General features: G+C 38.7%; 25 protein-coding genes and 1 pseudogene. 21 read left to right on the forward strand and 5 right to left on the reverse strand.

The window, feature by feature from the left end; all coding sequences use genetic code 11:
- From ACZ5C4_RS08915 to ACZ5C4_RS08955, 9 genes are all read left to right on the forward strand, one after another.
- A complete protein-coding gene (locus tag ACZ5C4_RS08915) occupies positions 1–918 on the forward strand; it encodes a carbohydrate kinase family protein (protein ID WP_464520692.1) in 918 nt (305 codons plus the stop codon).
- Positions 911–2,041 (forward strand): SIS domain-containing protein, encoded by a 1,131-nt coding sequence (locus ACZ5C4_RS08920; protein WP_464520693.1) that lies wholly within the window; start codon positions 911–913, stop codon positions 2,039–2,041. The genes ACZ5C4_RS08915 and ACZ5C4_RS08920 overlap by 8 nt, the downstream gene beginning before the upstream one ends.
- Before the next feature lie 13 nt (positions 2,042–2,054).
- Positions 2,055–2,459, forward strand: coding sequence for a secondary thiamine-phosphate synthase enzyme YjbQ (locus tag ACZ5C4_RS08925; RefSeq protein WP_464520694.1), 405 nt, complete (start codon positions 2,055–2,057; stop codon positions 2,457–2,459).
- Between the two features lie 14 nt (positions 2,460–2,473).
- Complete coding sequence (locus tag ACZ5C4_RS08930) at positions 2,474–3,409, forward strand: nucleoside phosphorylase (RefSeq protein ID WP_464520695.1); 936 nt, start codon at positions 2,474–2,476, stop codon at positions 3,407–3,409.
- A 5-nt stretch (positions 3,410–3,414) separates the two neighbouring features.
- Positions 3,415–4,398, forward strand: a complete 984-nt coding sequence (locus tag ACZ5C4_RS08935) for a nucleoside hydrolase (RefSeq protein ID WP_186874612.1) — start codon at positions 3,415–3,417, stop codon at positions 4,396–4,398.
- The gene (gene deoD / locus ACZ5C4_RS08940; RefSeq protein WP_464520696.1) at positions 4,395–5,126 is read left to right on the forward strand and encodes a purine-nucleoside phosphorylase; all 732 of its coding nucleotides are present in this window, start codon (positions 4,395–4,397) and stop codon (positions 5,124–5,126) included. Before ACZ5C4_RS08935 ends, deoD begins: the two co-directional genes overlap by 4 nt.
- 1 nt (position 5,127) lies before the next feature.
- Positions 5,128–6,363: an MFS transporter gene (locus ACZ5C4_RS08945; RefSeq protein ID WP_464520697.1), complete on the forward strand. Its 1,236-nt coding sequence runs from the start codon at positions 5,128–5,130 to the stop codon at positions 6,361–6,363.
- On the forward strand, positions 6,351–7,541 hold the full coding sequence (locus ACZ5C4_RS08950) for a hypothetical protein (protein ID WP_464520698.1): 1,191 nt from the start codon (positions 6,351–6,353) through the stop codon (positions 7,539–7,541). Before ACZ5C4_RS08945 ends, ACZ5C4_RS08950 begins: the two co-directional genes overlap by 13 nt.
- 542 nt (positions 7,542–8,083) lie before the next feature.
- Positions 8,084–9,361, forward strand: a complete 1,278-nt coding sequence (locus ACZ5C4_RS08955) for a hypothetical protein (RefSeq protein WP_464520699.1) — start codon at positions 8,084–8,086, stop codon at positions 9,359–9,361.
- A 363-nt stretch (positions 9,362–9,724) separates the two neighbouring features.
- On the opposite strand, the gene ACZ5C4_RS08960 is transcribed toward ACZ5C4_RS08955, so the two are convergent.
- Positions 9,725–10,624, reverse strand: coding sequence for a B12-binding domain-containing radical SAM protein (locus tag ACZ5C4_RS08960; protein WP_464520700.1), 900 nt, complete (start codon positions 10,622–10,624; stop codon positions 9,725–9,727).
- Positions 10,625–11,040: 416 nt separating this feature from the next.
- Positions 11,041–11,715, reverse strand: a complete 675-nt coding sequence (locus tag ACZ5C4_RS08965) for a transposase (protein ID WP_464522325.1) — start codon at positions 11,713–11,715, stop codon at positions 11,041–11,043.
- Between ACZ5C4_RS08965 and ACZ5C4_RS08970 the strand changes: the two genes are divergently transcribed.
- A complete protein-coding gene (locus ACZ5C4_RS08970; RefSeq protein WP_464520701.1) occupies positions 11,647–11,847 on the forward strand; it encodes a hypothetical protein in 201 nt (66 codons plus the stop codon). The two genes, ACZ5C4_RS08965 and ACZ5C4_RS08970, sit on opposite strands and share 69 nt — an antisense overlap.
- A 65-nt stretch (positions 11,848–11,912) precedes the next feature.
- Here ACZ5C4_RS08970 and ACZ5C4_RS08975 read toward each other — a convergent pair.
- A pseudogene (locus ACZ5C4_RS08975) lies at positions 11,913–12,164 on the reverse strand (transposase); the annotation flags it as partial.
- Positions 12,165–12,334: 170 nt separating this feature from the next.
- Between ACZ5C4_RS08975 and ACZ5C4_RS08980 the strand changes: the two are divergent.
- The 4 genes from ACZ5C4_RS08980 to ACZ5C4_RS08995 all read left to right on the forward strand — a co-directional run bounded on the left by ACZ5C4_RS08980 (position 12,335) and on the right by ACZ5C4_RS08995 (position 15,816).
- Positions 12,335–12,661 (forward strand): winged helix-turn-helix transcriptional regulator, encoded by a 327-nt coding sequence (locus ACZ5C4_RS08980; RefSeq protein ID WP_464520702.1) that lies wholly within the window; start codon positions 12,335–12,337, stop codon positions 12,659–12,661.
- A gap of 244 nt (positions 12,662–12,905) precedes the next feature.
- Positions 12,906–13,544, forward strand: a complete 639-nt coding sequence (locus ACZ5C4_RS08985) for a Fic family protein (RefSeq protein ID WP_464520703.1) — start codon at positions 12,906–12,908, stop codon at positions 13,542–13,544.
- 481 nt (positions 13,545–14,025) lie between these two features.
- A complete protein-coding gene (locus tag ACZ5C4_RS08990) occupies positions 14,026–15,192 on the forward strand; it encodes a hypothetical protein (protein ID WP_464520704.1) in 1,167 nt (388 codons plus the stop codon).
- Positions 15,193–15,357: 165 nt separating this feature from the next.
- Positions 15,358–15,816, forward strand: a complete 459-nt coding sequence (locus tag ACZ5C4_RS08995) for a low molecular weight protein-tyrosine-phosphatase (RefSeq protein ID WP_464520705.1) — start codon at positions 15,358–15,360, stop codon at positions 15,814–15,816.
- On the opposite strand, the gene ACZ5C4_RS09000 is transcribed toward ACZ5C4_RS08995, so the two are convergent.
- On the reverse strand, positions 15,805–16,518 hold the full coding sequence (locus ACZ5C4_RS09000) for a J domain-containing protein (RefSeq protein ID WP_464520706.1): 714 nt from the start codon (positions 16,516–16,518) through the stop codon (positions 15,805–15,807). The two genes, ACZ5C4_RS08995 and ACZ5C4_RS09000, sit on opposite strands and share 12 nt — an antisense overlap.
- A gap of 184 nt (positions 16,519–16,702) precedes the next feature.
- Here ACZ5C4_RS09000 and ACZ5C4_RS09005 point away from each other — a divergent pair, with 184 nt between their 5' ends.
- Both ACZ5C4_RS09005 and ACZ5C4_RS09010 read left to right on the forward strand, forming a co-directional pair.
- A complete protein-coding gene (locus ACZ5C4_RS09005; RefSeq protein ID WP_464520707.1) occupies positions 16,703–17,752 on the forward strand; it encodes an alcohol dehydrogenase in 1,050 nt (349 codons plus the stop codon).
- Positions 17,753–17,827: 75 nt separating this feature from the next.
- Positions 17,828–18,601, forward strand: a complete 774-nt coding sequence (locus ACZ5C4_RS09010; RefSeq protein WP_464520708.1) for a C39 family peptidase — start codon at positions 17,828–17,830, stop codon at positions 18,599–18,601.
- Between the two features lie 194 nt (positions 18,602–18,795).
- On the opposite strand, the gene ACZ5C4_RS09015 is transcribed toward ACZ5C4_RS09010, so the two are convergent.
- On the reverse strand, positions 18,796–19,515 hold the full coding sequence (locus ACZ5C4_RS09015; protein ID WP_464520709.1) for a FadR/GntR family transcriptional regulator: 720 nt from the start codon (positions 19,513–19,515) through the stop codon (positions 18,796–18,798).
- Between the two features lie 250 nt (positions 19,516–19,765).
- On the opposite strand from ACZ5C4_RS09015, the gene ACZ5C4_RS09020 reads away from it, so the two are divergent.
- The 5 genes from ACZ5C4_RS09020 to ACZ5C4_RS09040 are packed head-to-tail and all read left to right on the forward strand — an operon-like array spanning position 19,766 to position 25,494.
- Positions 19,766–21,058 (forward strand): nickel pincer cofactor-dependent isomerase, group 22, encoded by a 1,293-nt coding sequence (locus ACZ5C4_RS09020; RefSeq protein ID WP_464520710.1) that lies wholly within the window; start codon positions 19,766–19,768, stop codon positions 21,056–21,058.
- A 14-nt stretch (positions 21,059–21,072) separates the two neighbouring features.
- Positions 21,073–22,218, forward strand: a complete 1,146-nt coding sequence (locus ACZ5C4_RS09025; RefSeq protein ID WP_464520711.1) for a substrate-binding domain-containing protein — start codon at positions 21,073–21,075, stop codon at positions 22,216–22,218.
- Positions 22,219–22,262: 44 nt separating this feature from the next.
- Positions 22,263–23,750 (forward strand): sugar ABC transporter ATP-binding protein, encoded by a 1,488-nt coding sequence (locus tag ACZ5C4_RS09030; RefSeq protein ID WP_464520712.1) that lies wholly within the window; start codon positions 22,263–22,265, stop codon positions 23,748–23,750.
- Between the two features lie 20 nt (positions 23,751–23,770).
- On the forward strand, positions 23,771–24,790 hold the full coding sequence (locus tag ACZ5C4_RS09035; protein WP_464520713.1) for an ABC transporter permease: 1,020 nt from the start codon (positions 23,771–23,773) through the stop codon (positions 24,788–24,790).
- Positions 24,791–24,792: 2 nt separating this feature from the next.
- Positions 24,793–25,494: a cyclase family protein gene (locus ACZ5C4_RS09040; protein WP_464520714.1), complete on the forward strand. Its 702-nt coding sequence runs from the start codon at positions 24,793–24,795 to the stop codon at positions 25,492–25,494.
- The last annotated feature ends 5 nt before the right edge of the window (positions 25,495–25,499 follow it).

Genomic DNA, 25,499 nt, shown 5'->3' on the forward strand with positions numbered 1-25,499 from the left:
ATGGAATATGTGATTGCAACAACGGTTTCTACGGATGAAGTTCATCTGGCGGATGGTACGGTATTTGCAAACCAGCCAGGGAGCGCTGGATTTTATGCACTGGCAGGAATGCGTGTATTTACCGATAAGGTAATGATATGTGGAGGTATAGGGCCAGAATATTTATCCAGACATGGAGAATGGTATAAGAAAAATCATGTGTCTGTCGAAGGATTGGTCGTTCGTTCAGAAATATCGCCTACTATTGTAATTCACTATTATAAAGACGGCAGCCGTATTGATGAGCCAAATATTGGATTACATGAGTTTAGAGCGCTTGACCCGTCTATAGATGAAGTATTTCGATGCTGTGATAAAAATACAAAGGGAGTTTATGTATTTAAGGCGGCAGAACGGGAATATTTGGATGCTTTGATCAGAGGAAAACGACAGTTTGGTTACAAACTGATGTGGGAAATATCGGAGGATGCATGCAGACCAGAAAATATTGAGATGATTGAAGCTTATTTAAAAGAGATTGATGTTTTTTCCATCAATCGTGGAGAGGCAAAGCTTTTATATGGAACAAAGGATGAATGGGAAGCAGGAGAAAGGCTTATGAAGGCAGCGCCAAACTGGGTATTTTTCAGAAGAGGAGAGGAAGGGGCGTATATATTTGCAGAAGGAAAAAAATATGAATGCCCGAGTATATCCGGTATTACAGTGACGGATACAACAGGAGGAGGAAATAGCTCGTCTGCCGCGGTGCTTTATGCCTGCTGTGAGGGATACGATCCACAGATGGCAGGATGCATGGGGGCAGCGGCAGCGGCGGAAATTATTGCTCAGTTCGGTGTACCGGAGGTTTTTACAGAAGAGATGAAAAGACGTGCTATGAAACGAGCAAAAATGTGTAAGGAGGAGATTAACAATGGATGAATTTGAAAATGCAATGCTTCATCAGGTATTAAGCGTACCTGAGCTATTAGAAGAGGTATATCCTGATGTAGAACCACAGGTGAGATACGTAATGACAACACCGGAGATCTACTCTGTAAAAAAAGTAGTCCTGACGGGCTGTGGTGATGGGTATGCTGCATGTCTGACGGCAAAACGTACATTTGAAAAATTTCTTCAAATACCGATTGAGGTGGTGGAGCCTCTTTCTTTGTCAAGATATTATCAGATGAAATGGGTAGGAGAATCACCATGTGATCCTTTAGTGATAGCATTTAGTAACTCTGGACGGGTCACAAGGGTTGTAGAAGCGGTGAAACGTATGCGCTTACATAAGGCTATGACAATTGCAGTCACTTCAAATCCAGACTCTCCACTTGCGAAAACAGCGGAAAAAGTAATTATACCGAGTATTCCGAAATTTGAAAATGCACCGGGAATCCGTTCTTATGCAGTACTCCAGATGATCGTGTATCTGCTGGCTATCAGAATGGGGGAGGTGAGGCTGAAATATACAATGGAACAGGCAAATATGTATCGACGGGAATTAAAATGTCTGCCCAAAGAATTTTTGAATAATGCCGACCGGATATGTGCGCTGGCACTAGAAGCAGCCAAACAATTTAAGGAAGCTAGCAGTGCGGAGATGATAGGCTGTGGGGCCGATTATGGAACTGCATGGTATGCACACGAAAAGATGTATGAAGCAGTAGGACTGCCAGCAGTGTATTCAGACAGTGAAAACTGGTTTCATGTAAATTATTTTGCAAGAGATATAAAACGGATATTGACTATGGTATTTGCGTCGAAGGAAGATGAGGCTCATAGCCGTACCTGTGAGCTGATAGAACGGCTGAACCAGATGGGGCGGGACATTATATTAATCACAGATGATGAGAGCCTTCAGGCAAAATATCGATTCTTGATGCCTGCTTCGGATACATGCCTGTTCCAGCCTGTGGCCGCATATATGGTTCCGGCTTTAATTGCAGGGTATCTCACAGTACTTAGAGGAGAAACTTATAGCAGAGGATTTGAGGGAATATGGAAGGAAGAAAAAGGAATGTATTCGACTACAGTTTCAGAAACTGTACTAATGGATTAAGGAGGGAACATAAATGCTAGAGAGAATACAGTTTCAGACAACAAAAGACGGGGTAATCTCGCTGACCGATCAGATAAAAGAGTGTGTGGAAAAGTCAGGTGTAAAGAGTGGCATTTTATGTGCATTTATCACACATACAACGGCAGCTTTGACAGTAAATTCTTTTTGGGATCCATTGGGGCATGAGGATATCCAAGATGAGATACGCCGATTGATACCAACACGTGTTGACTTCAAGCATCAGCATGACACACCGGAGGATGCGGCAGGGCATGTTAAGTGTACATTGATTGGCCCTTCTATGTCATTTATCATCGATGATGGAAAATTATTGCTGGGGCACTCCCAGGGAATTTATTTTCTGGAATTTGATGGACCGCGTAACAGAGAATGTTATGTAAAAATTGTGCCAGAGTAAGGAGGGAAAATGGCATGAAGAAAAGCGAGGCTATTCGAAATAAACCATCCATTAAGCTAATGCAGGAACGCTATGAATACTGGGAACGGGTTCCTTATCCGGGGTTGGTTATAGATAATCGACCTGCAATTACTCAGGTCGATATTGACAAGGTGGGAGACTATCTGATTTATCTGGTGCGTGATCCTTTGGGAGCATATGGCGAGGATCCAGCAGTACGTCTGGCGAAGAGAATGGAAGATGCAGAGTGTATAGGAAATTCAGGAATGTTTTTGAGCTATACCGGTATATATAAAGGTGCAAAGATTACATGTGTCAGTGGTGGAAGTGGGTGTCCGGAGGTAGAACTGGCAATAAATGACTTTATGGAATACACAGACTGCTCTACATTTCTTCGGGTGGGAACCTCGGGTGGCGTGGCAGAGAAGGTCGAAGTAGGCGATTGCGTGATTACGACAGGCGTATTCCGTGATGATGGAACTTCGCGCGCCTATATTGCAGACGGGTATCCGGCATATTGCCATTATGAGGTGGTGAACGCTATGGTTCAGGCTGCTGAGCAATTTAAACTGCCATATAAACTGGGAGTTACGGCATGTATGGACAGTGATTTTGTTGGAAATGGCCGTCCGTCAGTGGGCGGATATCTTCAACCGGACAATATCCAGAAGCTTGGGATATATAATCGGGCAGGAGTGCTGAATACGGATAGAGAATCTTCAATTATTATGACAATGTGTAATTTATTCGAGCGACGAGGCGGGGCAATTTTTAATGTAACAGATAACTTAATTTCAGGACAAAAATTTGAGGCGGGAGCAGGAACTGAAGTGTCTATAGATCTGGCATTGGAAGGAATTGCAATTCTTCATCAGATGGATCTTCAAAAAGAGGCTGCCGGTAAGATGAACTGGTTTCCAGAAATTGAGAAAACAATAGAAAGGAAATGATGAATATGAGTGAAAAAAGGAAGATTATTCTTGATTGCGATCCGGGAACGGACGATTCTGTGTGTATTATTATGGCATTGACATATCCAGATGTGGAACTTTTGGGCATTACGACAGAAAGCGGAAATCTGCCGGCAGATAAGACTGCGTCAAATGCTCTGCGTATCCTGGAATATATGGACAGGGGGGACATTCCGGTCGCACAAGGGATGATGCACCCTATGTTGAGGGAATATCCGAAAGACCCTTATAGCCATGGGGAAGATGGATTGGGAAATCATTTTTTTCCGGAACCTAAATTAAAACCGGTTGATCAGTCGCCGGCACAGATGATTATTGACGCGGTGTTGGCAAACCCTGGCGAGGTAACTTTGATATGTACATCTTGTCTGACCAATATTGCTGTGGCGTTTATGAGCAGGCCGGAAATTATTCCGCTGGTAAAAGAAATCTATCACATAGGCGGGGCTTACGGAATCACGGAGTATGCGTTCCGGAATGCGACCGGAGACAACCCGATGAGCGAATGGAATATCTATGTGGATCCGGAGGCTGCCAGAATTGTCTATGAGTCAAAGGTGAAGCTGACAACGATCGGCCTGGACATAGCATTTAATCCGGAAGCTGTGAATATCTCGGAGGATACGATTCAGAAGCTGAAAAACCTTAATAACCGGCAAGCAAAATATGCTTTGGAAATAATTGAATATATCGACGGTAACAACTCCATAGAGGAACAGGGAATATTTATCAATGGGCCTATTGATACAACTGCAATGTGTTGTTTTCTAGATCCAACTATTATGACGGATGTAAGGGAGATTAACGTGGCGATTGACTGTGGTGAGCAGTTAACCAGAGGCATGACAATCTGGGACAGAAGAGATCACTTCAGATGGGAGCACCTGCCGAAAATCCGTACCGTATTTGAAATTGACGGAACAAAGTATCAAGAGACATTTTATAAAGCATTAGGAGGAAAAGTGTGATTGGAGGAGGAGAAAGTTTGACACAGACACCAACTATACATAATGCAGCAAAATGTGGAGAGATTGCTCGGACAGTTCTGATGCCGGGCGATCCGCTGAGAGCGAAATATATAGCGGAAAAATTTCTGACAGAGCCAGAATTGATTAGTGATGTGCGGAACATTTACTGTTATACAGGCAGATATCAGGGGGAAAAGGTTTCTGTTATGGCGAGTGGCATGGGGGCAGGCTCTATGAGTATTTATTCATATGAACTGTTTCACTTTTATAATGTAGATAGTATTATTCGCGTCGGTTCAGCGGGCGGCTTACATCCAAGCTTACATCTCAGGGATATTGTTATTGCAATGGCCTCCTCTACAGATAACGGATATGCCACCCATTTTGAACTGCCGGGTACGTTAGCGCCTTGTGCGGATTATTCACTAATCGAAAAAGCTGTCGCATATGCAAAAAAGCATGACATTCCGGTACGTGTAGGGCCTGTTATATCAGGAGAGGGATTCTACTACTCTGACGAATGGCTGGACAAATGGACAAAGATGGGAATGTTAGCTGCGGAGATGGAATCGGCAACGCTGTATATGAATGCGGCAGAAGCAGGAAAAAAAGCAGTGGCTCTATGTACTATTTCAGATTTGATGTTTAATGGGAAATCTTGCTCGACAAAAGAACGTCAGGAAAGTTTTGATGAAATGCTTCAAATGGCGCTGTCCATGGTAGAGTGAGATGAAAGATGAAAAATTTAATTGGAAACTTTCACTTTGCATTTCTCTATTTTCCTTTTCGAGCTATGTGACACAACCGCTGTACAGTGCGTTTGTTCCATCTTTATTGGCAGAACGCTTAAGTAGTACAACACAGGTGGGCTTGATCCTTTCTTTCTGCAATTTACTTGCTATGATATTACATCCGGCTGTGGGAGCGATTTCTGATCGAACCCGCTGTAGATTTGGGCGTCGCAGACCGTATATTTTGTCAGGCGCTGTTTTTGCCGGAATAAGTTTTATGTTAATTCCGTGGCTGAACACATTCTGGCAGTTTGCGGCTGTATTGATATGCTATAGTCTTACTCTGGCATACTGGAAAGCGCCGATTGGGGCGATTCAGGTTGACTGCGTGAAACCAGAATATATTACCCGTTCGAATGCGGTTGCTTCTTGTGTACTGGCACTTTCCAGTGTCATAGCATATTTAGCGGGAAACCGATTAACGGCTTCTGGGCTGGATGAACGTGACGTGTTTCTATTTGGGGGCGTGGCGATGATTATAACAGCGGGGATTGGATGTATGACAGTACATGAGCAGGATTCCAGAAATATGAATTTTCCTAAGAAACACAAAAAAAGAAGTATATTAGAGACATTTTTAACTATTGAGAGAAAACGGCGGAAAGATATGTTATTGATGCTTTTAGTCATTCTATCTGCCTTTATAGCAAATTATGGATTCGAGTATTTCTTTGTTCTTTTTGCGGAAGAAAGAATGATGCTGACAGCGGGGCGTGCAACTTTATATCTTGCTGTATATATGTTTTCATATCTTATAGCTTCATTTTGTTTTAGCTGCATGCGTGGAAAGGTTTCAGCGGAAACTTTGTCACGTATAAGCCTTGGCACTGCAGCTATAGTAATGTCAGGTTTCTTTATATTATGTTGTATGAAGGGCGTGGAACTGCGAGGAATATTGTGGGTGATCTGTATTTTATATGGAGTATGCTGGGGAACGTTCAATATATACATATATCCATTATGGCTGACCTTTTTAAAGGATGGTAACTCTGGGAATCTGATGGGAGTATACTTTGTGTGCACAGGACTTGCAATGGCAATTATGCCGGCTTTATACGGAGTGATCCGTGACGTAAGCGGAACATATGTCAGTATTTTTGCATTTTGCAGTGTAATGTTTTTATTCGCATGGGGAATTTTGAAAATAAGGAGAAAAGTAATATGGAACAATTGAAAATAAAACTTTTGATGGGACCATCTGAAAGCCGGAATGAAAATTTTCAGTTGACCTGTATAGAATTTCTCTCTAAGCTAGGAGAAAAGCTTGGGAGAGAGATGATTTGTGCTGATATGGAGGAAGTAAGCAAACAACCTCTTCCAATTTATTTTGTGGCTTCGGGTGGAGCAGAGGGTGGATTTGTAAACTGTTATACACAGACAAAAGAACCTTATATACTATTGAGTACACAGGAACATAACTCTCTTGCAGCATCCATGGAAATTATGGGATATTTGCAGGAACAGGGACTTCGAGGAGAAATCATTCATGGTTCTTTTGAGGTGATGGCAAAGCGTCTGAAAGTTTTCCTAAGAGTAGCAGAAGCAAAAAGAAAATTGAATGGTATGAAGCTGGGATGCTTTGGCATGCCGGATGGGCTTGTAGCGAGTGGCGCTAATTTTTCTGCATTCAGCACGGCATGTAAAGCAGAGGTTTTTATGATAGACACGAAAGAACTGCTTCAGGAATATCAAAGGGGCGGATACTGTGAGAATATTTATACAGAAAGCCTGAAAAGAAAGAACTTTGACAGAGGTGAAATAGAAAGAGCCTTGAATGTGTATGGTGCATTGAAGAGGTTGATTGAGAGGTATGGACTGGATGGACTTACTGTAAAATGTTTTGACCTTCTGGATAAAGTACATACGACAGGTTGCCTTGCACTGGCAATTTTAAATGCAGAAGGGATACCAGCAGCCTGCGAAGGAGATCAGAAGAGTATGATTAGTATGGCAGTATTACATGCTCTGACAGGTCAATCAGGGTTTATGGCCAATCCCAATAGTCTGGATGCCGACAAAGATGAAATTATATTTGCACATTGTACTTTACCCCTTGATATGCCAGAACACTACGAGCTGATGTCACATTTTGAGTCAGAAAGTAGTGTAGCTGTCAGCGGTGATCTTAAGCCTCAAAAACTAACAGTATTCAAGTGCAATGATACGTTGGAGAAATTTTACGTAGACGGGGCAGAGCTGCTTGAAACTATGCACAAGAGTGGATTATGCCGTACTCAGATGCGAATGAGACTAGAAAAGGGAGTGGAGTATTTTCTGCGCCATCCAATTAGTAACCATCATATCATTTGTAAAGGCGATTGGAAAGACGTGATTGAAGAGTACTTTGCTTAAGTTTTTTACGTATTTAAAAGGAAAAAGTCTGGATGTTTTATTGCTAAGACAAACAGTATTTAGACATGAAAACAGAGCCTTTACTGTGGTATACTAAATATGTATTACAGTAAAAGGTTCTTTTTTAGAAAGAAATAAAAAATTTTATAGATGGAAGTTAAAAAAACAGATAAATTGCCTAAAGGGAAAAGTGAATGCCTGGTACTTAGAGAGCGAGTCAGAGAATTACAAAGATTTAAAGATTGGGAAATTGCATTTGCTGGAGATAGAGTAACAGAATTGAATTAGTAGATTAATATACAATACAAAATGGCTGTGGGTATAGCTCTATACATATATATTAAGAGAGGTAATTAGTTACAAACAGGATAGGATGTTTTTGGACGTTGTCAAAATGATAAATATTTATTATTAGGTGAGGCTACATTAGATGGGAAAGTTGGCTTTTTGCATTTGGATAAAAACGATAAAACATGGTTCTTTAGAATGAAAAATTTATAGAAGCAGCGTTTCCAAAAAGTGCAGTAATGAAAGGGGAAATTATGGCAGTATGTTATTTGTTTGCGAATTATGAAGTGCAATATAAATGCGAATATATTTTGAAAAAAGAATTTATAGAAGTTGATATTGATTACGATATTGAAAAGGAGATAGAAACAGAAAATGGAATTATTTTATGGGGAAATAATATAAAGTTTGAAGAGAGAGATATTTTAATTATTGATTCTCAAAACAAAACAAATTATTTGTTGAAGAATGCTTATTATGCTGGGAGGAGTAGCATATACGGAACACCGGATGGTGGAAGCAAAACAAAATTTAGAACAATAAATTATTTTAAACATGGAAATTATGAGAAATTAATAGATTTGAAAACTATGCCAAAGGTATCAAGAATAAGAGTGTTTTCTAAATCTATTAATAAACTAATTGGTTATCCTAGTTTGAAAATGGAAAAAAGTGATAAAGAGTATGTAATTAAATTATCAAAAGAAAAATCAAATAAAAGTATCAGCTTAAATAATGATGGGATTAAAGACATTGTCGTATCGGATGATTGGACAAGCAAACGAGAGAAGACAGGAAATTTGATCATTAATTTTAATGGGTACATCGAAATTACTTTAACAAAAAGAAATAATTATACAGAGGTCTCTAGTTTTGTTAATGAATTAGTGATTTTTATGCAGCTATATTTTCCAGATAATTTTTCTGTGGATAAGATATGGTGTATGGTGGATGAAAATTATTATGAATTAATTACTAATCAAATGGAAGTAAAGTGTACCAAAAGATATACTGAAAAGACTGTTGAAGTAGGATTATTAGAATTTTTAAGTAATTGTTATAACAAGATTCCTTATAGGAAGAGTAAGAATGAAATCAGAAATATTCCATACATTGTTATAAATACCTCTAGAAATATTGAAGATAATTTTTTGATGTTCTATAGATTTATAGAATGTTATTATAAAAAGCAGAATATAACCAATATTAGAAAAAGATTCGTATCTTATAGCATAAGAAATAATTATGCTTCAGCAATTAATTGGACTGATGAACAGATTGAAAGTTATTCACAGGAAATAACATGTCTGAGAAATCACTATGTGCATTCAGGATATTTCATAAAGAATTCTAGCTTAAAAATTTCTTTTGAAAAGATAGATGGGAAGAAAAATCCAAAAGATTATACGGTAAGTAATTTAAATATAAGTTGGATTTATGAAAGAACAAAAATTCTATATAGAATTACTCTAGACATTATTTTTAGAGAAATGTTAGGATATGACGATTATAATTTCGAGAAACGCTTTTGATTTTATAGTAACATATCTATATTCTTACTACGTTTTTATTACTTTTGACGATCTCAATAGTCCGCATTTTACCATGTTTTGCTTAATTTGTAATTATTTTAATAATTTCGGAGGCAGTTATATACCTGGCAAATAGCGGAAAAACAGAGCAAATCTTAGCAAATTAGGAGGACTTTAAAAATGATAAAAATACTTTTTATTTGTCATTGAAGGAGTTTCCCAATCTCTTGATTTTCTTTGTTTTATACGGTTCTTGAGAAAATAGAGTTGTATTTTACAGCAAGTTTACAACTTTTGAAAAGTCCTGATATGAAAAATTGCAAGGGAAAGATTGTTCTACCTGTAAATTGCATAGAATCCCACCTATAAATGATGCAGATTTGTTCTGTAATTTCGTAGTTCCTTTTCATCTGCGCTTTTGATAATTTTATCCAGAACAGATACAACTTTTTTCTTGTCCTTCGGGAAAGTTCCCTGTATCGGAATAGCATTAGAAGCACCGCCGACAGCAAACCATACGGGAATGTTCAAGTTATCTGCAAGCGTCCTCAACTCTCTATATTTTTCAATTTCTGTTTCTTCATTCCAATGACCTGCTTCTATTTCCTTATACAGCTCAGAATTGGGGAAAATAGTAAGCATACTTGCTCCGATAATCTGCGGGTTAAGCTGATTGCAGACATTCGCTGTATCTCTTGCCCCTTTTTCTCCTTTTCCCAGACCTGAAATACCTGTAAGATAGAAAAAATGATAATGAATACCGGCATTTTCTAATCTTTGGCATTGCGTAATAATATCTTTGGCCTGATACCCTTTATTTATAAAAGCCAGTGCGTCATTATTGCCCGTTTCTATTCCGATAGTTATACCGTCATACCCAGCTTTACGAAGTGCAGATAATTCTTCCTCTTTCTTTATGGCAATATCCGTTATCCTCGCAAAACAGCCGATAGACTGATTACTGGGAAAATACTTCTGTATAAGAGAAGCTATTTCCAATAATCGGCTGGATTTCAGCACAAAAGGATTTGCACCAACTAAAAAAGTTCTTGATACCTTTCTAAAATTCCATAATTTGTAATGTTCCTGTGCTTCCTTTATATCTTCCTCAATATCCTCTAAAGGCGACACTCTAAATTTAAATGGAAGGTTATCATAAAGTGTACAAAACTTACATTTGTGATGCGTACACCCGGCAGTTACTTCTATAAGCAATGATGACGCTTCATAAGGTGGTCGCCAGACCGTTCCTGTGTAGTGCATTTCTATCGCTCCTTTCTCAATTTCTAACACTCATTATATCTATGTACGATATTTTTACAAGTACGGTACTTTTATGTAGTACCAATTCAAAAAACTATACATTGATTTTTGGTTACTTGTTTCATATAATACATAGAGATGAGCAAAACGCACAAATTTAAAAATAAAATTTAGAGGCTGGTCTCCCCTCTTTGTTAGCAAGAGCTTTTTATGGCACAGCAAAGCTAACGTAAGTCAAGAACCTACGAAGATCAGACGATATGAGGGTTTTGTAATCATGCAAGCCGTTTTAGTGTTTTCAATCTGCGGTAAAGCGAATTGGAATGTGAAGCAATTGCAGTGGCTGCAACAGCCAGCAGACTGATGTGTGCAAGAGTGTTCAGATTAGTGACGGAGGATTTGTTGCGTACCCACATTCATTCTTGACCTGTATTTTTAAATCGGGAATTGTACCGTTCGCATTCTGTACGAAGAGCGTAGTTACTTTTAAAATATTTACTGTTTCTGTCGATAGAAAGCCTTAGGTCATTGAGAAGGGTAACATATTTCGTGCAGCCGTGGTGCTTCTTTCCATTAAAAAACTTTGAGTGAGCAATCGGGCATGTTCCGGAATATTTAAAGGGACAGCAGTATTTTTGCTTTATGCGGTTCTGGTCATAACATCTGCCGTCACGTTTCATGGCAAGTCCGGCTTTACAGGAGGGGACGCCGGCAGGAAGAAGATGAGTGTTTTTGGTATTACGTTTATTTAATGGAATGATACATTCACCGTTATAAAGTTCTTTGACTTTGTTATAAATATGTTTGACATCATACCCTTTATCAGCAAGAAAAGTACAGCTGGTAACAGGGAGAAAATCATGGGTTCTGGCAAGGATATCAAGGGCAGCTGTGGAATCAGCAGCTTCAGCAGTAGTAGTGAATTGGTAAATAGGGAGACCTAAAATGCAGTCTATAAGAACATGATTTTTATATCCCCAGTAGAATTGGTAATTCTTTTCATTTACCCGATTGGAAGCAGAATGGACACCAAGCTTGCAGTCCTTATCTGCAGTGGGCAGGTTATCAGGGTTAAATTTATTAGAAAGGATTTCGGATTGTTCTGGGAGGTGTTGGCAGAAACGGGAGTGGAGTCCATCCCAATAAAAGAGGTGTTGATAACCCCTTTCTTAGAAAGAGACAAAACTTGTGAGCGCATGATAGCAGAGAGGGAATCGGGATGAAAATTTTTAAGGAAACGGACAAATGTCCAGTAAGAGGGAAGGGGCAGAGAAATATCAAAACTGCAGTAGTGTGCAATAAGAAGGTTGTTATTCAGATAATCAACAAGAGCAGTAATCATGGAGAACCCTTCGCATTTCATAACAATAAAAGCACAGATCATAGAGTGGTTCGAAAAGCCTTTTCTACCTGTTTTCGGATATTCAGGAATGAAAGAGAGATCAAGGTTTAAGAAAAGGGAATCATAAAATTTATCAGCAGGCTGAGAGGTAAAGAGGCGGATGTCTTGTAAAATTTCTTGACGATAGATAACAATCAGCTCCTTTCAGGTAGATTGATGTTGACAACTTAATTATACCATTAGGAGCTGATTGTTACTATAAATTAGTAGTGATAAAGAGGTAAGTCATGCCTCGCAAAACCGTATAAATACTGGATGTGTGGAGTTTTTCTCATGGCTAATAATACAAAAAAAGGAGTGAAGCGAGCATGCAAAAAACAGAACAAGCCATACAGAGATGTGTTACGATATCAACCGTACAAAAGATACTAGGTGGGAAATGGAAAATAGAAATCCTCTATTACATCGGAATACAAAACATTCATAGATTTGGCGAGCTTCGCCGTCATGTAGGAGAGATAACGGAATCGTCATTGACGAAACAGCTCCGTGAATTAGAAGCCGACGGATTTATTAACCGATACGATTTTAAAGAAGTTCCCCCACATGTAGAATATACACTTACACCACTAGGCGAAAGCTTTATGTCTGTGTTGAAAGTTATTAAACAATGGGGAGATTTAAACTTAAAATAGAAATCTGCGAACAAGCTTATTCATTTATCCTTTTGTCTGTCATTTACAAAAAATAAAAAGCCCTGTTAAAAATTTGGAGATTTTGTATTATTCCGATAATAAGGTATACTATTGTTTAAAGCGAGGTGTGGATTTATGTACATGACAGTAAAACAGGCTGCAGAGAAATGGGGATTTCAGATAGAAAAGTAAGAACACTTTGTTCAGAAGGGAAGATACCAGGCGTTATCCGTGAAGGGCGTAGTTGGAAAATACCAGAAGATGTAAAAAAACAGAGGATGGACGATATAAGTCTACGGAGAATCTGTTGGAGATGACTGATAGAAAGAAAACAGAATTGGACTCCAAACGTCCGCTGACAGAGGGAGAGGCGGTCGGACATAAAGAAGCTTTTTACTTTGTACGGGATCTGGTAAAAGAGCAGGCGCCATTATCAGAGAGTGTGATAAAACAGATTCATTATCTGGTATTGGCGGATAAAACAGATGACCGTAGGGTTTACAGAAGGATTCCAGTAAGAATTATGGGAGCAAAACATGAACCACTACAGCCCTATCTTATCCAATCTAGGATGGAGCAGTTGTTGGAAGGGTATAGAAACAGCACCGAGCATATTATTACAAGACTTGCACGGTTCTATATTGAATTTGAAGGCATTCATCCGTTTATAGATGGTAATGGCCGTACGGGGAGACTGCTTGTAAATCTGGAATTAATGAAAGCAGGGTATCCGCCGATTGATATTAAATTTGCAGATCAAATTGCTTATTATAATGCGTTTGATGAATATTATGTCAAGCATAATTTAAGAGCAATTGAAAAATTATTTGCAGGGTACGTAAATGAGAAGCTAGATAGTTATTTGACTATATTGAAAGAATAAAAGCGAGTTGAAGAAAATAATTTTTAAACGATATGATAAAGAATTTGTTTTTTAGAAAGTGCGATGAGCGTTTATGTTGAATTATCTAAACAATAATTTAGTGTTAATTAATCATATATATATGTATTGATTAATTATTTTACAACTTTTGACTGTCGAAATATGAGAATTTATAAGAAGATACAGAAACTACAAGAAAATGAAAGTTGTAAAAAGCCTTTAAATACAAGGGAATATGACGATTTAAGGAGATAAAGAACATGATAAAAGGACTTTTTGTTTGCCACGACAGGAGTTTCTCCTTTTCCTAAATTTCTTTATTTTATATGGCTTTCCTCACAATAGGAGAGTATATTACAACGATTTTACAACTTTTGAAAAGTATTCCGATATGATGAACATAGAGAGATTTTCAGCATAAAAAAGGTTATATGCAAAAATCAAAATGAAATTAGTGTAGGATGGTGAAACGATACAAAAAATGAACGAATATAAAAAAATAGCTATAATGGATATTATACAATCCTCAAATACAATTGAAAAAGTAGAAAAATTTAAGGCATATGAATTCCTATTAAGCGATTGTCGGATATTTTTGTTTGATGAGAAATATTCAAATTTTGCTGATTCTGTAAAAAACAAGAAGATAGGAAAGTGTGGGATTTTTGGAATAGGAGATTATACAAAAACATGGATTTTGGATTCTAGACATCTTTCGGAAAGAAGTTTAGTGAGTGTTGGTAAAACAATAGATTTTGATCTGAATATTATTACTTACTTAAATAGAATAATGACAGGTCGCAAAATAAATATTGATAAAAATGAATTTGTGAAATATCTTAACTATATAAAAACTGAAGGATTTCAAATTGGAATAACCACTGCCCTTATGGAGAGAGTACGAACTAAGATTGATTTGAATATCCTTTCTGAAATGATAACATCTTTTGTGAAGCTAGATAATCTTTCAACAATTAATGAGAAAGTTGAAAATATTTATTTGTCGGAAAAGGATTATACGAGAATAAAACAAATATATGATATGGCACTTGCTCAAGTAAATGAAAATTTAGAACAATTTAATATCGTATGTTGTTGTGTCATGAAAGCATTTTTAATAAAAACTTACGATAATAGTTTAGAGAAAAACAAAAAGGTCGATATGTTTATAAAATATTGTTTAGATGTATTGAATTGTTATTTAGAAAAAGAAATTGTTATATTATCTTTATATATAATGGATGATAGTAGCACTCATAGAGTATTCAAAAAAATAAAAAATAATACAGATGTGATAAAGAATATCTTAAATGTTGTGTGGGATATTTATCACATTAGGCTTGTAGAACAGATTATGCTAAGAGATAATATGAAAAATACGAAGCAAGTTGTTCTTTCGTACTTTGGAACAGCAGATAATGGTGTTATTGATGCTATGCAAATTAATCCAGTAAAGGCTTTTGTTATAGTGAATGATTACCCGATTTCATTCCATCAAATAAATATTAATGACATATGTAAAAATGAGGAACTTTTAGAAAGTGGATATTTAAATGCAGGTGCAAGGGTAAAAAAAATTAAAGAATTAAATTTTATGCAAATTAGAAAACAATTAGAAAATGAGATTTTAGCCCAAGTAAATAACTAGTATAAAAGATTTATCTTTATGCGATGAAAAATACAATTTATTTTACAACTTTTGACTGCCAAAACATGAGAATTTATAAGAAGTTACAGAAACTAGAAGAAAAATGAAAGTTGTAGAAAGCCTTTAAATACAAGGAAATACGACAATTTAAGGAGATATAAAAACATGATAAAAATACTTTTCATCTGCCACGGCAACATCTGCCGTTCTACAATGGCAGAATATATTATGAAGGATTTAGTAAACAAGGCTGGCTTAGCGGACTCATTCTATATTGATTCTGCTGCTACCAGTCGGGAGGAAATTGGGAATCCGGTCCACCGCGGCACGCGCCGGAAACTTGCAGAAGAGGGAATTCCCTGCGGGAATCACAGGGCGCGGCAGATGGAAAAAGGAGACTATGAAAAATTTGACTATCTGATCGGAATGGAAGAGTGGAATCTGCGGAATATGCTGCGGATTTTAGGGACAGATCCAAAAGAAAAGGTATGCCGGCTTCTGGACTTTTCAGATACCCCCAGAGACATTGCGGATCCTTGGTATACCGGCGATTTTGACACAACCTATGAAGATGTAAAAGAGGGCTGTGAAGCCCTCCTTGAAGAATGTCTCCTACGCCTCTAAAGCGTAGGAGAGCAGTTTTTTTAAATTGTGATGAAACTGGCGGTTATGGGATTTTAACCGGAGCTTTTCAGTGCTGGATTTATTTTGTTCTACGAAAGCATCATATCTGGAGAATAAAGCAAGATAGTCCATATTCTGTTTTTGTCCCCAGCGGACGAGTACCCAGTTCATAGCGTCGGGATTCCAGTAATCCATTGGGATCTCGGCACTTTTTAAAGTAGCAATATATTGAATTGCCTGGAGGGATAATTGATTTAGTTGTTGGAGTCGAAACGTATCCTTTTTTGTGTCTTTTCCTATTTTTCTAAATATTTTCTGTGGCAGGCTTTTTTTCTTTGCCTTATATTCCATCAGATGGATGCTTTTTTCGATTGTTTCATTGAGCTTGCAGGCGGCGTTCCAATATGTAACGAAAGAAGGAAAATCGGTATCTTCCTCTTTTGCATCGGTCATGGTATAAGTACGGAAAACCCGCTGCTGCTTTCCAAATAATTTTTGGTTATATTTTTTCCGTTTGTCCGGATTGGATAATATCCGGTAAGCCTCTAATATTTCCTGCATATATGCGGTTGTATCAATATCATTTTGCATATTTGCATCTGGATGATATACTTTTGCCAGTGCATTTTTTGCGCTGGTAATTTCTTCCAGTGTTGCATCGCGGGATACGCCAAGAATTTCATAATATGTACGAGTCCCCATGCCTGCCTCCTTATTCTTATAAATTATTTATTCTACCCATGATAAATATACGCTATACTGGAAGAAAAATCAAGAAAAACGGCAAGGAATCTATCTTGCGCGTGAAGAAGAGCGTGGTACAATATAGAGGCACTGTAATGTAAAAGGAACAGGGAATACAGAAAAAAGGAAAAGGAGACCAACTATGAAAGCAGTAGTATATCATGGAAATGGAAAAATCGGACTGGAAGAACGGCCGCTTCCAGAAATAGTAGAAGATACAGACGCGCTGGTAGAAGTAACACTCGCTACAATATGTTCCAGTGATATTCACATTAAGCATGGGGTGGTACCAAGGGCGAAAGAGGGAGTCATACTGGGACATGAATTTGTAGGAAGGGTTGTAAGGACAGGAAGCGCAGTTAAAAAAATAAGATCGGGAGACAGGGTGGCAGTAAATGTAGAGACATTCTGTGGAGAATGTTATTTCTGTAAAAGAGGATATGTCAATAACTGTCAGGATGCGAATGGAGGATGGGCACTAGGATGCAGAATTGACGGAGGGCAGGCGGAGTATGTCCGGATTCCCTATGCAGACAATGGGCTGACGAAAATACCGGATTCTGTCAGTGACGAAGCGGCTCTTTTTACAGGAGATTTGCTTTCTACTGGCTATTGGGCGGCGAAAATGTCAGAAATTCATCCGGAAGATACAGTAGCAGTTATTGGTGCAGGGCCGGCAGGAATGTGTACGATGCTGTGCATGGCTTTATATCACCCTGGAAAGCTGGTTGCTATAGACATAGATACAGACAGGCTAGAAGCAGTAAAAAGGGAAAAAATTGCGGATATAGTGTTGAATCCTAGTAAAGACCGCGTAGAAGAAAAAATACGGGAACTGACAGAAGGAAGAGGCGTGGATTTTGTAGTGGAAGCAGCCGGAACCTCCGCGACCTTTGAACTTGCATGGAAGATTGCAAGGCCCAATGCGGTTGTCGGGATTGTAGCGATGTATGAAAATCCGCAGGTACTGCCGCTTCCAGATATGTATGGGAAAAACCTGACTTTTAAAACCGGAGGGGTAGATGCAGCAGATTGTGAAAAAATATTAAAGGAGATAGAAAAAGGAAACCTGAATACGACATGTATGATTACCCATCGTACTACATTTGATCATATTATGGAGGCATATGATATTTTTGAACATAAAAAAGAAGGCGTTATAAAATATGCAATTCGTGTGAAAGGAGCATGAAATTTCTGTGAAAACCGCTGACGAAAGAAAATATGGGGTAGAATATAGATACAAAAAGAAGGGACCTGAATAAGGATGAAAAAAAGTCAGAAGATAACGGCCGCAATATTAACTGTACTCGTAATTAGTTTTAGCGGCTGTAAAAGTGCGGCAGTAGAAGAGTTACGGTTTTCAGATAAGGAAACAGAAGTACAGGATGCGTCAGCCTCTGCCGAAAAGTATGAGGAGAACGGAACGAAAAATAAAAAAGAGGAAATGAAAGAGATAGAAGAGAAGCGCCTTCCACGTTCTGTTATTTTAGATGTAGAAGCTATCTATCAGGAACCAGAGCTGCCTACAGGCTGTGAGTCGGTTGCGCTGACCATGCTGCTGCAATACGAAGGATTTGAACTGGATAAAACAACGATTGCAGAGGAATATCTGATTTACAGTGAAAATTGGAATTTTGATGAAGGATATGTCGGTGATCCTGCCTCCTATGAAGGGGCGGGGTGTTTTCCACCCACACTTGTAAAAACAGCACAGGCATATCTGGATGAACAGGAATCTTCAATAAATCCAGTGGATCTTACAGGGAAAAGTATGGAGGAGTTGCTCCACTATGTAGCCTGCGGTCATCCGGTGGCAGTGTGGACTTCTATGTATATGGAAATGCCTGTTTTAATAGAGCAGGAGGACAGTGCATTTCCATGGTACGACACAGAACATTGTGTAGTTCTTTCCGGCTATGATTTAGAAGAGGGGATACTGACTGTACAAGATCCGTTGATGGGAACGATTAAGCGGGAGAAAGAGGCATTTGAGGAAATATACAATATCATTGGACAATATGCAATTGTCCTGCTGTAAGAAGAGATTAGAGTTCTATTTTTTCACTCCCTTTACTATATTGGTAATAGACGATATAGTAGAGGGAGTTATTTTATGAAAACAATTGGTAGTGGAAGAGATACCAAAAGGAAACTAGTGGTATCGGGATGCTTAACTATTATATTTACTATAACATAAGATAGTGCAGCAACTGCTACTGGAAGTTTTTGTGTCTATTCCTTTTTTGACGGATTCTGTAATACAGACCAGGTGGTTACAGAATTTGTGATTACTTCTTCAATTCTGTTGGTGTTTCGCGCCTTTATCACATCTATGATATCTTTATGAATCTTATAGACAACTTCGCCGTGCTGATGCTTGTGTGTAGCGATAATGGAAGGTTCCATAAATTCCATAATAAAGTCATAAATACGCTCGAACAAAATGTTATGTGTTGCCTTACCAAGAAGGTGATGGAATTCCATATCATTTTTTGCAAGTTGTTTTGGAGAAGCTTTTTCTTTTATCATATATTCTAGATCTTTTAAATTTTGTTCCAGATCCATGCGCTCCTCTTCATTCTCGAAATAGTGTTTTTCGATCAGTTTCATAATGTCAATCTCAAAAGAATGTCTGAGCTCATATAGATTTTCTACGTCAGGGTTGGATAAAAAGAAACTGAAGAGAAAAGAATCCATCATACCGTTTCCGATAGACTCACACACATAAGTTCCATTTCCAACACGTATATCTACTAATCCAAAGGCAGATAAAATTTTCATAGCTTCCCGAACAGAACCCCGACTGACACAGAGCCCTTCAGAAATCTCCAGCTCATTTGGAAGCCGATCGCCAGGCTTCAATTTTCGGTCTATCAAAAGCTGCTTGATGTTATTGACAACAATATCTACGGCGGACTGCCTTCTATCATTTCTCTCAAATAAATTTGACATAATTATAATCCTTCTAAAATTAAAATATTATTATCAGTATAGCACAAAAACATAAAACGTCAAATGTTTACGGAGAAAAAATATAAATAATTGTAAAAAATATCCAGAAAAATATGAAATTTTTATTTTTTATAGTGAAAAATATTGACAATAAAAAACATATATGATATACATTAAACATCATATGATTAATGTTTGATAAATAATGACTTGACAATAACTACACAGAATATTTTGGGAGGAGCATCATATGGAAATCAAAATCGGAGAAAAAGTTTTCGGAGATTTGCAATATGATTTGTACCCTAAACTGGTAAAAGTAAGACAAAATTTTGAATCGGTGCGGGAAGACCACATTGAAAAAAGAATTGAAAAAGAAATTATGAAAGAAGAAATTGCAGGAACCATACATAAAGGAGATTCTATCGCGGTCTTAGTAGGCAGTAGAGGGATTGCAAATATCAGAGAGATTGTTTTTGAGACAATACAGCAGTTGAAATGTCTGGGGGCGAAGCCATTTATTGTTCCGGCTATGGCAAGCCACGGAGGAGCCACAGAGCAAGGACAGATGGAATTGTTAGAGTCCTATGGCATCACAGAAGAATTTATGGGTGTGGAAATTCGTTCTACTATGCTCCCTAAATATATAGGAACCACTTCCTCAGGGGTCAAAATTTATTTTGATGTGAATGCTCTGTATGCAGACGGTGTAGTTCCAATCAATCGAATTAAGGCGCATACGGCGTTCAGAGGAAAGTCAGAAAGTGGTCTGATTAAGATGTGTACTATCGGAGCAGGGAAACAAAAAGGGGCGGAATCTTTACATTCACATGGTGCAGATACATTTGCCACTCTTCTTCCAGAAGCTTTTGAGATTGTTAGGAAAAAAGCTAAGATCCTTTTTGGTATGGGAATCGTGGAGAACGCATATGAAGAGACTGCAATTATTGAAGCGATTCCGGCAGAAAAAATATATGATCGAGAAGTAGAACTACTGCAAAAAGCAAATCAATATATGGCGAAGATTCTAATTGATAAATTTGATTGTCTGATTGTAGGAGAGACGGGGAAAAACATCAGTGGAGACGGAATGGACCCGAACATCATGGGACGTTTTGCTGTACCCGGTATGCAAGGTGGGCCAAAATATCAGAGAATGGCCGTGTTAGATGTGACGGAAGAATCTCACGGAAATGCAGTGGGTATCGGTTTGGCGGATGTAATCCCAAAAAAAATTCTGGAAAAAGCAAATTTTGCGTTTATGTATATGAATGCGTTCACTTCTAAAATGGTAATTCCCATTGTAAAGATACCGATGGTAGCGGCAGATGATCGGGAAGCGATCGGAGTCATGTTGCGAACCTGTGTGAGGGTAGAAATAGGGAAAGAAAAAGTAATTTATATCAAAAATACTCTAGACCTGGGGGAAATATGGGTGTCGGAATCCTTGGCAGAGGAACTGAAAGGAGATGAAAGATTTGAGATTTTATCAGAACCGATGCCGATGCAGTTTGATACAGAAGGTAATTTAATATTTAAATAAAATGGAGGAAAAGGATGAAAAAGAAATTTATAGCGATTTTAATGAGTAGCTTTATGGTGCTAGGAATGTTGGTAGGATGTAGCTCTGATAAGAGTAACTCAGGAGGCGCATCTGAAGACAAAAATGGCGGAGAAGTATCTGAGGTGGTACAGAGTGCTATTGACCGCACAGAACAAAGAACAGCATCCCAGACAGAGTGGGACGGCCCTACAAATGGCCCAAAAGCAGCGGAAGGAAAAGAGATTGTATGTGTCAACGCCAATTCCGAAAATGCAGTGGAGGCAATGTGGGGAGAATCTGTTGAGGAAGCTTGCAAACGAATCGGATGGGAATGTACAGTGCTGGATGGAAAAGGCACAACACAAGGGCAGACCACAGCGCTAAATCAAGCGATTTCCATGGGAGTGGATGGGATTGTGACATCCGCAGATGTAGAACCACTGCAAGCAACAATTCTGGAAGCAAAAGAGATGGGCATCCCTACAGTGGGTATACATGGCTCTAATGTAAATGGACCGGATGACGAGTTGAATATGATTTATAATGTGACATCTAGTGGTACAGAGATCGGATATGCCCTGGCAGATTACGTGATTGCCGACTCCAATGGAGAAGGAAGGGTCGTGATTTTATATGATGCACAGTACGCGATTGCTAGAGAAAAGGCGGAAGCTATGAAAGAACGAATTGAGGAATGTGATGGAATGGAGCTCCTTGATTATGTGAATTCACCATTGTCAGAGATTTCAACGAATATGCCGACCTTAACATCCTCTTGGGTATCAAACTTTGAGAAACCATTCTATGTAATTACAATCGCGGACTCTTACTATGACTTTGTAACACCGACATTGAGAAACGGCGGTGTCAACCCAGAAGATGTTATTCTTGTGGGATCTGACGGAACTAGCGCTGCATATGACAGGATCCGAAACGGAGATTATCAAGTAGGAACAATTCCTGAGCCTGCAAATCTATTGGGATACATTGCTGTAGATGAGTTAAATCGCTATTTTAACGAAGAAGATGTCGTAGTCTATGAGCCAAGCATCTTCATTGTAACGAAAGATAATATCGAGGAAGAAGGCGGCGACCAGGATATGTACATTCCGAGTAATAACTATGCGGATGAATATGCAAAGATCTGGGGAGTAGATTAACAGCAATATTTTATAAAAGTCCCAAAGGAGGATTCTAAGTAAGTATGGAACCACTTTTACGTATCAAAGGAATAACAAAAACATTTGCGGGAACCAAAGCTTTAGATCATGTGGATATCGATATCTATTCCGGTGAGATCCATGCTCTTCTGGGGGAAAACGGAGCCGGCAAATCTACATTGATTAAGATTCTCTGCGGTATTTATGATTGCAAAGAAGGCAGTCTAATATATAAAGAAGAAGAAATCGGACTGGATGTAAAAAAACTTTCACTGTCTGTGATCCATCAGGATTTGGGATTGGTAGATGACATGAGCGTGGCAGAAAACATCGCGCTGACAGCAGGATACAAGAAAAGAGGAAGCTTTATCTCTTGGAAGGAAAATAAAAAGCAGGCAGTAAATTTGCTGAAAAAGCTGGATTGTGAAATCAATCCTGACGCGAAAGTATCCATGCTTTCCTCTGCGGAGAAATCTATGGTGGCAATCTCCAGGGCATTGGCTCAAAAGACAGATATCCTGATTTTAGATGAACCTACGGCAACGCTTCCTCAGAAGGATGTGGACAAACTTTTTCAGGTTCTTCACAGGCTGAAGGAAGAAGGGATTGCGATTATCTATGTCACTCACAGACTAGACGAAATTTTTGAGATCTCTCAGAAAATTACAGTCCTTAGAAATGGAAAATTAGTAAAGACTTCGTATACAAAAGATGTAACATCAGAACAGCTGGTATTTGATATTATTGGGAAAAATGTACAAGACGTATTCTCCAGAATAGAAGGCACACTGACAGATAAAGTACTTTTGAAAGTGGATAAGCTGGATACAACATTTGTAGGGCCGGTATCCTTTGAAGTCAGACAGGGCGAGATTCTTGCCTTGTTTGGACTACGAGGTTCCGGGCACCATGAAGTGGGAAGATGCCTTTGGGGATTGGAACCTCTGGACGGAGGAAAGATATATCTGGACGGAAAAGAGATTTCCATTCCAAATTCTGCTACAGCGATAAAATATGGATTTGGTTTTGTTTCAAGCAAGCGTCGTGAAGAAGGAATGGCGGCAAGCTTCAGTGTTAGGGAGAATATTTACATTAATCCATCCGTGAATGGGCATGGTATGTGGAAATTTATGAATCTGAAAGAAGAACAGAAAAAATGTGATGATATTATTGATAAATTTTCCATCAAAACTAGTGGAAGAGAAGCACCCATAGGAACCTTAAGTGGAGGAAATCAGCAAAAAGCCATGGTGGCGCGCTGGTTTGAGGCTAACAGCAGGATTATGATATTTGAGGAACCCACGATTGGAGTTGATATTGGGGCGAAGGCGGATATTTACCATTTGATAAACCTAAGTCTCAAAGAGGGAAAGGCAGTAATTTTAATCTCTTCAGATTATGAAGAGGTGAGTATGATAGCCCACCGTGCAATTGTGTTTGATCGTGGTGGTGCAATTGGAGAAGTGCCTAGGGAAAAGATGAGTAAAACATATTTAAGCGGTCTAGCAACAGGAGCCATAGAAATAAGTTAGTAAGTCTGGAGGAAACGAACTTGGGAAAAAACACAAATGTAAAAAAAGGATGGTTTTTGAGCCACATTTTAACAAAATACAATTTACCAATTATTTTAGTGTTGATGTTTTTAGTATTTTCAATTATGCTTCCAAATTCTTTTCCAACACTATTTAATGTAAAATCAATTTTGAATTATCAGTCGGTGGTCGTTCTTTTAGCATTGGCGGTAATGATACCGATTGCGGCAGGGCATTTTGATCTGTCTGTGGGATATAATGTATGTCTGCTGCATATTTTGACAATCGGTCTTATCACAAAGCAGGGACTTCCCTGGCCTCTCGTCATTGTGATTGTCTTGGCTACAGGAAGTCTGATAGGATTTATCAGTGGGGTGTTGGTAACGAGAATTGGAATCGATTCATTTATTGCTACTCTTGGAGTCGGTAATCTTTTATATGGGCTAGCATTCTGGTACAGCGATGGAAAACAGGTGTTGGGAGAGCTACCAGAGGGATTTACAAAAATTAATTCCAGTGTAGGAATACTGCCGACAACATTCTTGATTATGGTGCTGGTTGCCATCATCATTTATATTGTAATGGAATATCTTCCGGTCGGACGTTTCTTCTATTTCCTCGGCGCAAATGCGGATGCAGCAAATCTTTCAGGAATTTCTCCGAAGAAATATCTTTTACTAGCGTTCGTATCATCAGGATTTTTGACTGCAGTTTCCGCAGTTCTGCTTGCGTCTATATTCCGTGTCGGACAGGTGTCTGTAGGACCGGATTATTTGATGAATTCTTTTGCCGGAGCATTAATGGGGTCGGTGGCATTTAAAGCAGGTAAAGTAAATGTACCGGGAACAATCAGTGCGGTTCTTTTAATGGCAACCGTTGTAGCTGGATTACAGCAGATGGGAGCGTCTTATTTTGTGGAACCTTTGTTCAACGGTGGTATGCTGATCCTGGCGGTATCTCTGGCAGCAATTACAGAGCGAAAAAGAGCGACGAAAGTAAAAGAAGAGAAGGTACGGGAAATCAGGAAAAGGAGGGAATAAAAATGATTGAGCTAAAAGGAGAACATGTGGTAGATTTGTCACAGACTATAGAGAAGGATATACCGGGTCCGGTGGGATTCCCGAATCCTCAGCTCAACTTTTTCCGAGAAATATCAAAAGGAGACGTCATCAATGTAGAGAGCATTGAAATGGGATTACACTGCTGTACTCATATCGACGCGCCTTACCATTTTATAAATGACGGGCTCACTATAGAGAAAGTAGTTCCAGAGTGCATTCTCGGAACGGCAGTGATTGTGGATTTAAGACATTTAAAAGGAAGCGTTCCGATTGAGGCCGAAGAAGTACAGAAGTGGGAGGAGAAGACCGGCGAGACAATCCAAGAAGGTGACGCGGTTTTGTTGATGACAGATTTCTCAAAACTTTGGAAGGTAGGAGAAGGAAATAAAGAATTCCTGGAGACAGGGTGGCCCTATATTACTAAGAGTGTAGCGCAGTACCTTGTGAATAAGAAGGTACGCTTGGTGGGTGTGGAAAGTATGGATTTGGATCTGATTGATCCGTATGATCTGTCAAAATCTGAGTTTATCGGGCACAGGACATTTTTGTCACATGGAATCTATATAGTCGAAAATTTAGTTAATCTGGACAAAATACCAAAGACTAGATGTGATATCCTTGCGACTCCGTTAAAGATCAAAGGAGGTACAGGTTCCCCGATAAGGATGATTGCTTTGTACTAAAATGT

Source organism: Mediterraneibacter flintii (genome assembly GCF_055387595.1).

Coding starts and splice junctions, on each gene's coding strand:
- ACZ5C4_RS08915 (WP_464520692.1), top strand. CDS start 1: ATGGAATATGTGATTGCAACAACGGTTTCTACGGATGAAGTTCATCTG.
- ACZ5C4_RS08920 (WP_464520693.1), top strand. CDS start 911: ATGGATGAATTTGAAAATGCAATGCTTCATCAGGTATTAAGCGTACCT.
- ACZ5C4_RS08925 (WP_464520694.1), top strand. CDS start 2,055: ATGCTAGAGAGAATACAGTTTCAGACAACAAAAGACGGGGTAATCTCG.
- ACZ5C4_RS08930 (WP_464520695.1), top strand. CDS start 2,474: ATGAAGAAAAGCGAGGCTATTCGAAATAAACCATCCATTAAGCTAATG.
- ACZ5C4_RS08935 (WP_186874612.1), top strand. CDS start 3,415: ATGAGTGAAAAAAGGAAGATTATTCTTGATTGCGATCCGGGAACGGAC.
- ACZ5C4_RS08945 (WP_464520697.1), top strand. CDS start 5,128: ATGAAAGATGAAAAATTTAATTGGAAACTTTCACTTTGCATTTCTCTA.
- ACZ5C4_RS08950 (WP_464520698.1), top strand. CDS start 6,351: ATGGAACAATTGAAAATAAAACTTTTGATGGGACCATCTGAAAGCCGG.
- ACZ5C4_RS08955 (WP_464520699.1), top strand. CDS start 8,084: ATGGCAGTATGTTATTTGTTTGCGAATTATGAAGTGCAATATAAATGC.
- ACZ5C4_RS08960 (WP_464520700.1), bottom strand. CDS start 10,624: ATGCACTACACAGGAACGGTCTGGCGACCACCTTATGAAGCGTCATCA.
- ACZ5C4_RS08970 (WP_464520701.1), top strand. CDS start 11,647: ATGGACACCAAGCTTGCAGTCCTTATCTGCAGTGGGCAGGTTATCAGG.
- ACZ5C4_RS08980 (WP_464520702.1), top strand. CDS start 12,335: ATGCAAAAAACAGAACAAGCCATACAGAGATGTGTTACGATATCAACC.
- ACZ5C4_RS08990 (WP_464520704.1), top strand. CDS start 14,026: ATGAACGAATATAAAAAAATAGCTATAATGGATATTATACAATCCTCA.
- ACZ5C4_RS08995 (WP_464520705.1), top strand. CDS start 15,358: ATGATAAAAATACTTTTCATCTGCCACGGCAACATCTGCCGTTCTACA.
- ACZ5C4_RS09000 (WP_464520706.1), bottom strand. CDS start 16,518: ATGGGGACTCGTACATATTATGAAATTCTTGGCGTATCCCGCGATGCA.
- ACZ5C4_RS09005 (WP_464520707.1), top strand. CDS start 16,703: ATGAAAGCAGTAGTATATCATGGAAATGGAAAAATCGGACTGGAAGAA.
- ACZ5C4_RS09010 (WP_464520708.1), top strand. CDS start 17,828: ATGAAAAAAAGTCAGAAGATAACGGCCGCAATATTAACTGTACTCGTA.
- ACZ5C4_RS09015 (WP_464520709.1), bottom strand. CDS start 19,515: ATGTCAAATTTATTTGAGAGAAATGATAGAAGGCAGTCCGCCGTAGAT.
- ACZ5C4_RS09020 (WP_464520710.1), top strand. CDS start 19,766: ATGGAAATCAAAATCGGAGAAAAAGTTTTCGGAGATTTGCAATATGAT.
- ACZ5C4_RS09025 (WP_464520711.1), top strand. CDS start 21,073: ATGAAAAAGAAATTTATAGCGATTTTAATGAGTAGCTTTATGGTGCTA.
- ACZ5C4_RS09030 (WP_464520712.1), top strand. CDS start 22,263: ATGGAACCACTTTTACGTATCAAAGGAATAACAAAAACATTTGCGGGA.
- ACZ5C4_RS09040 (WP_464520714.1), top strand. CDS start 24,793: ATGATTGAGCTAAAAGGAGAACATGTGGTAGATTTGTCACAGACTATA.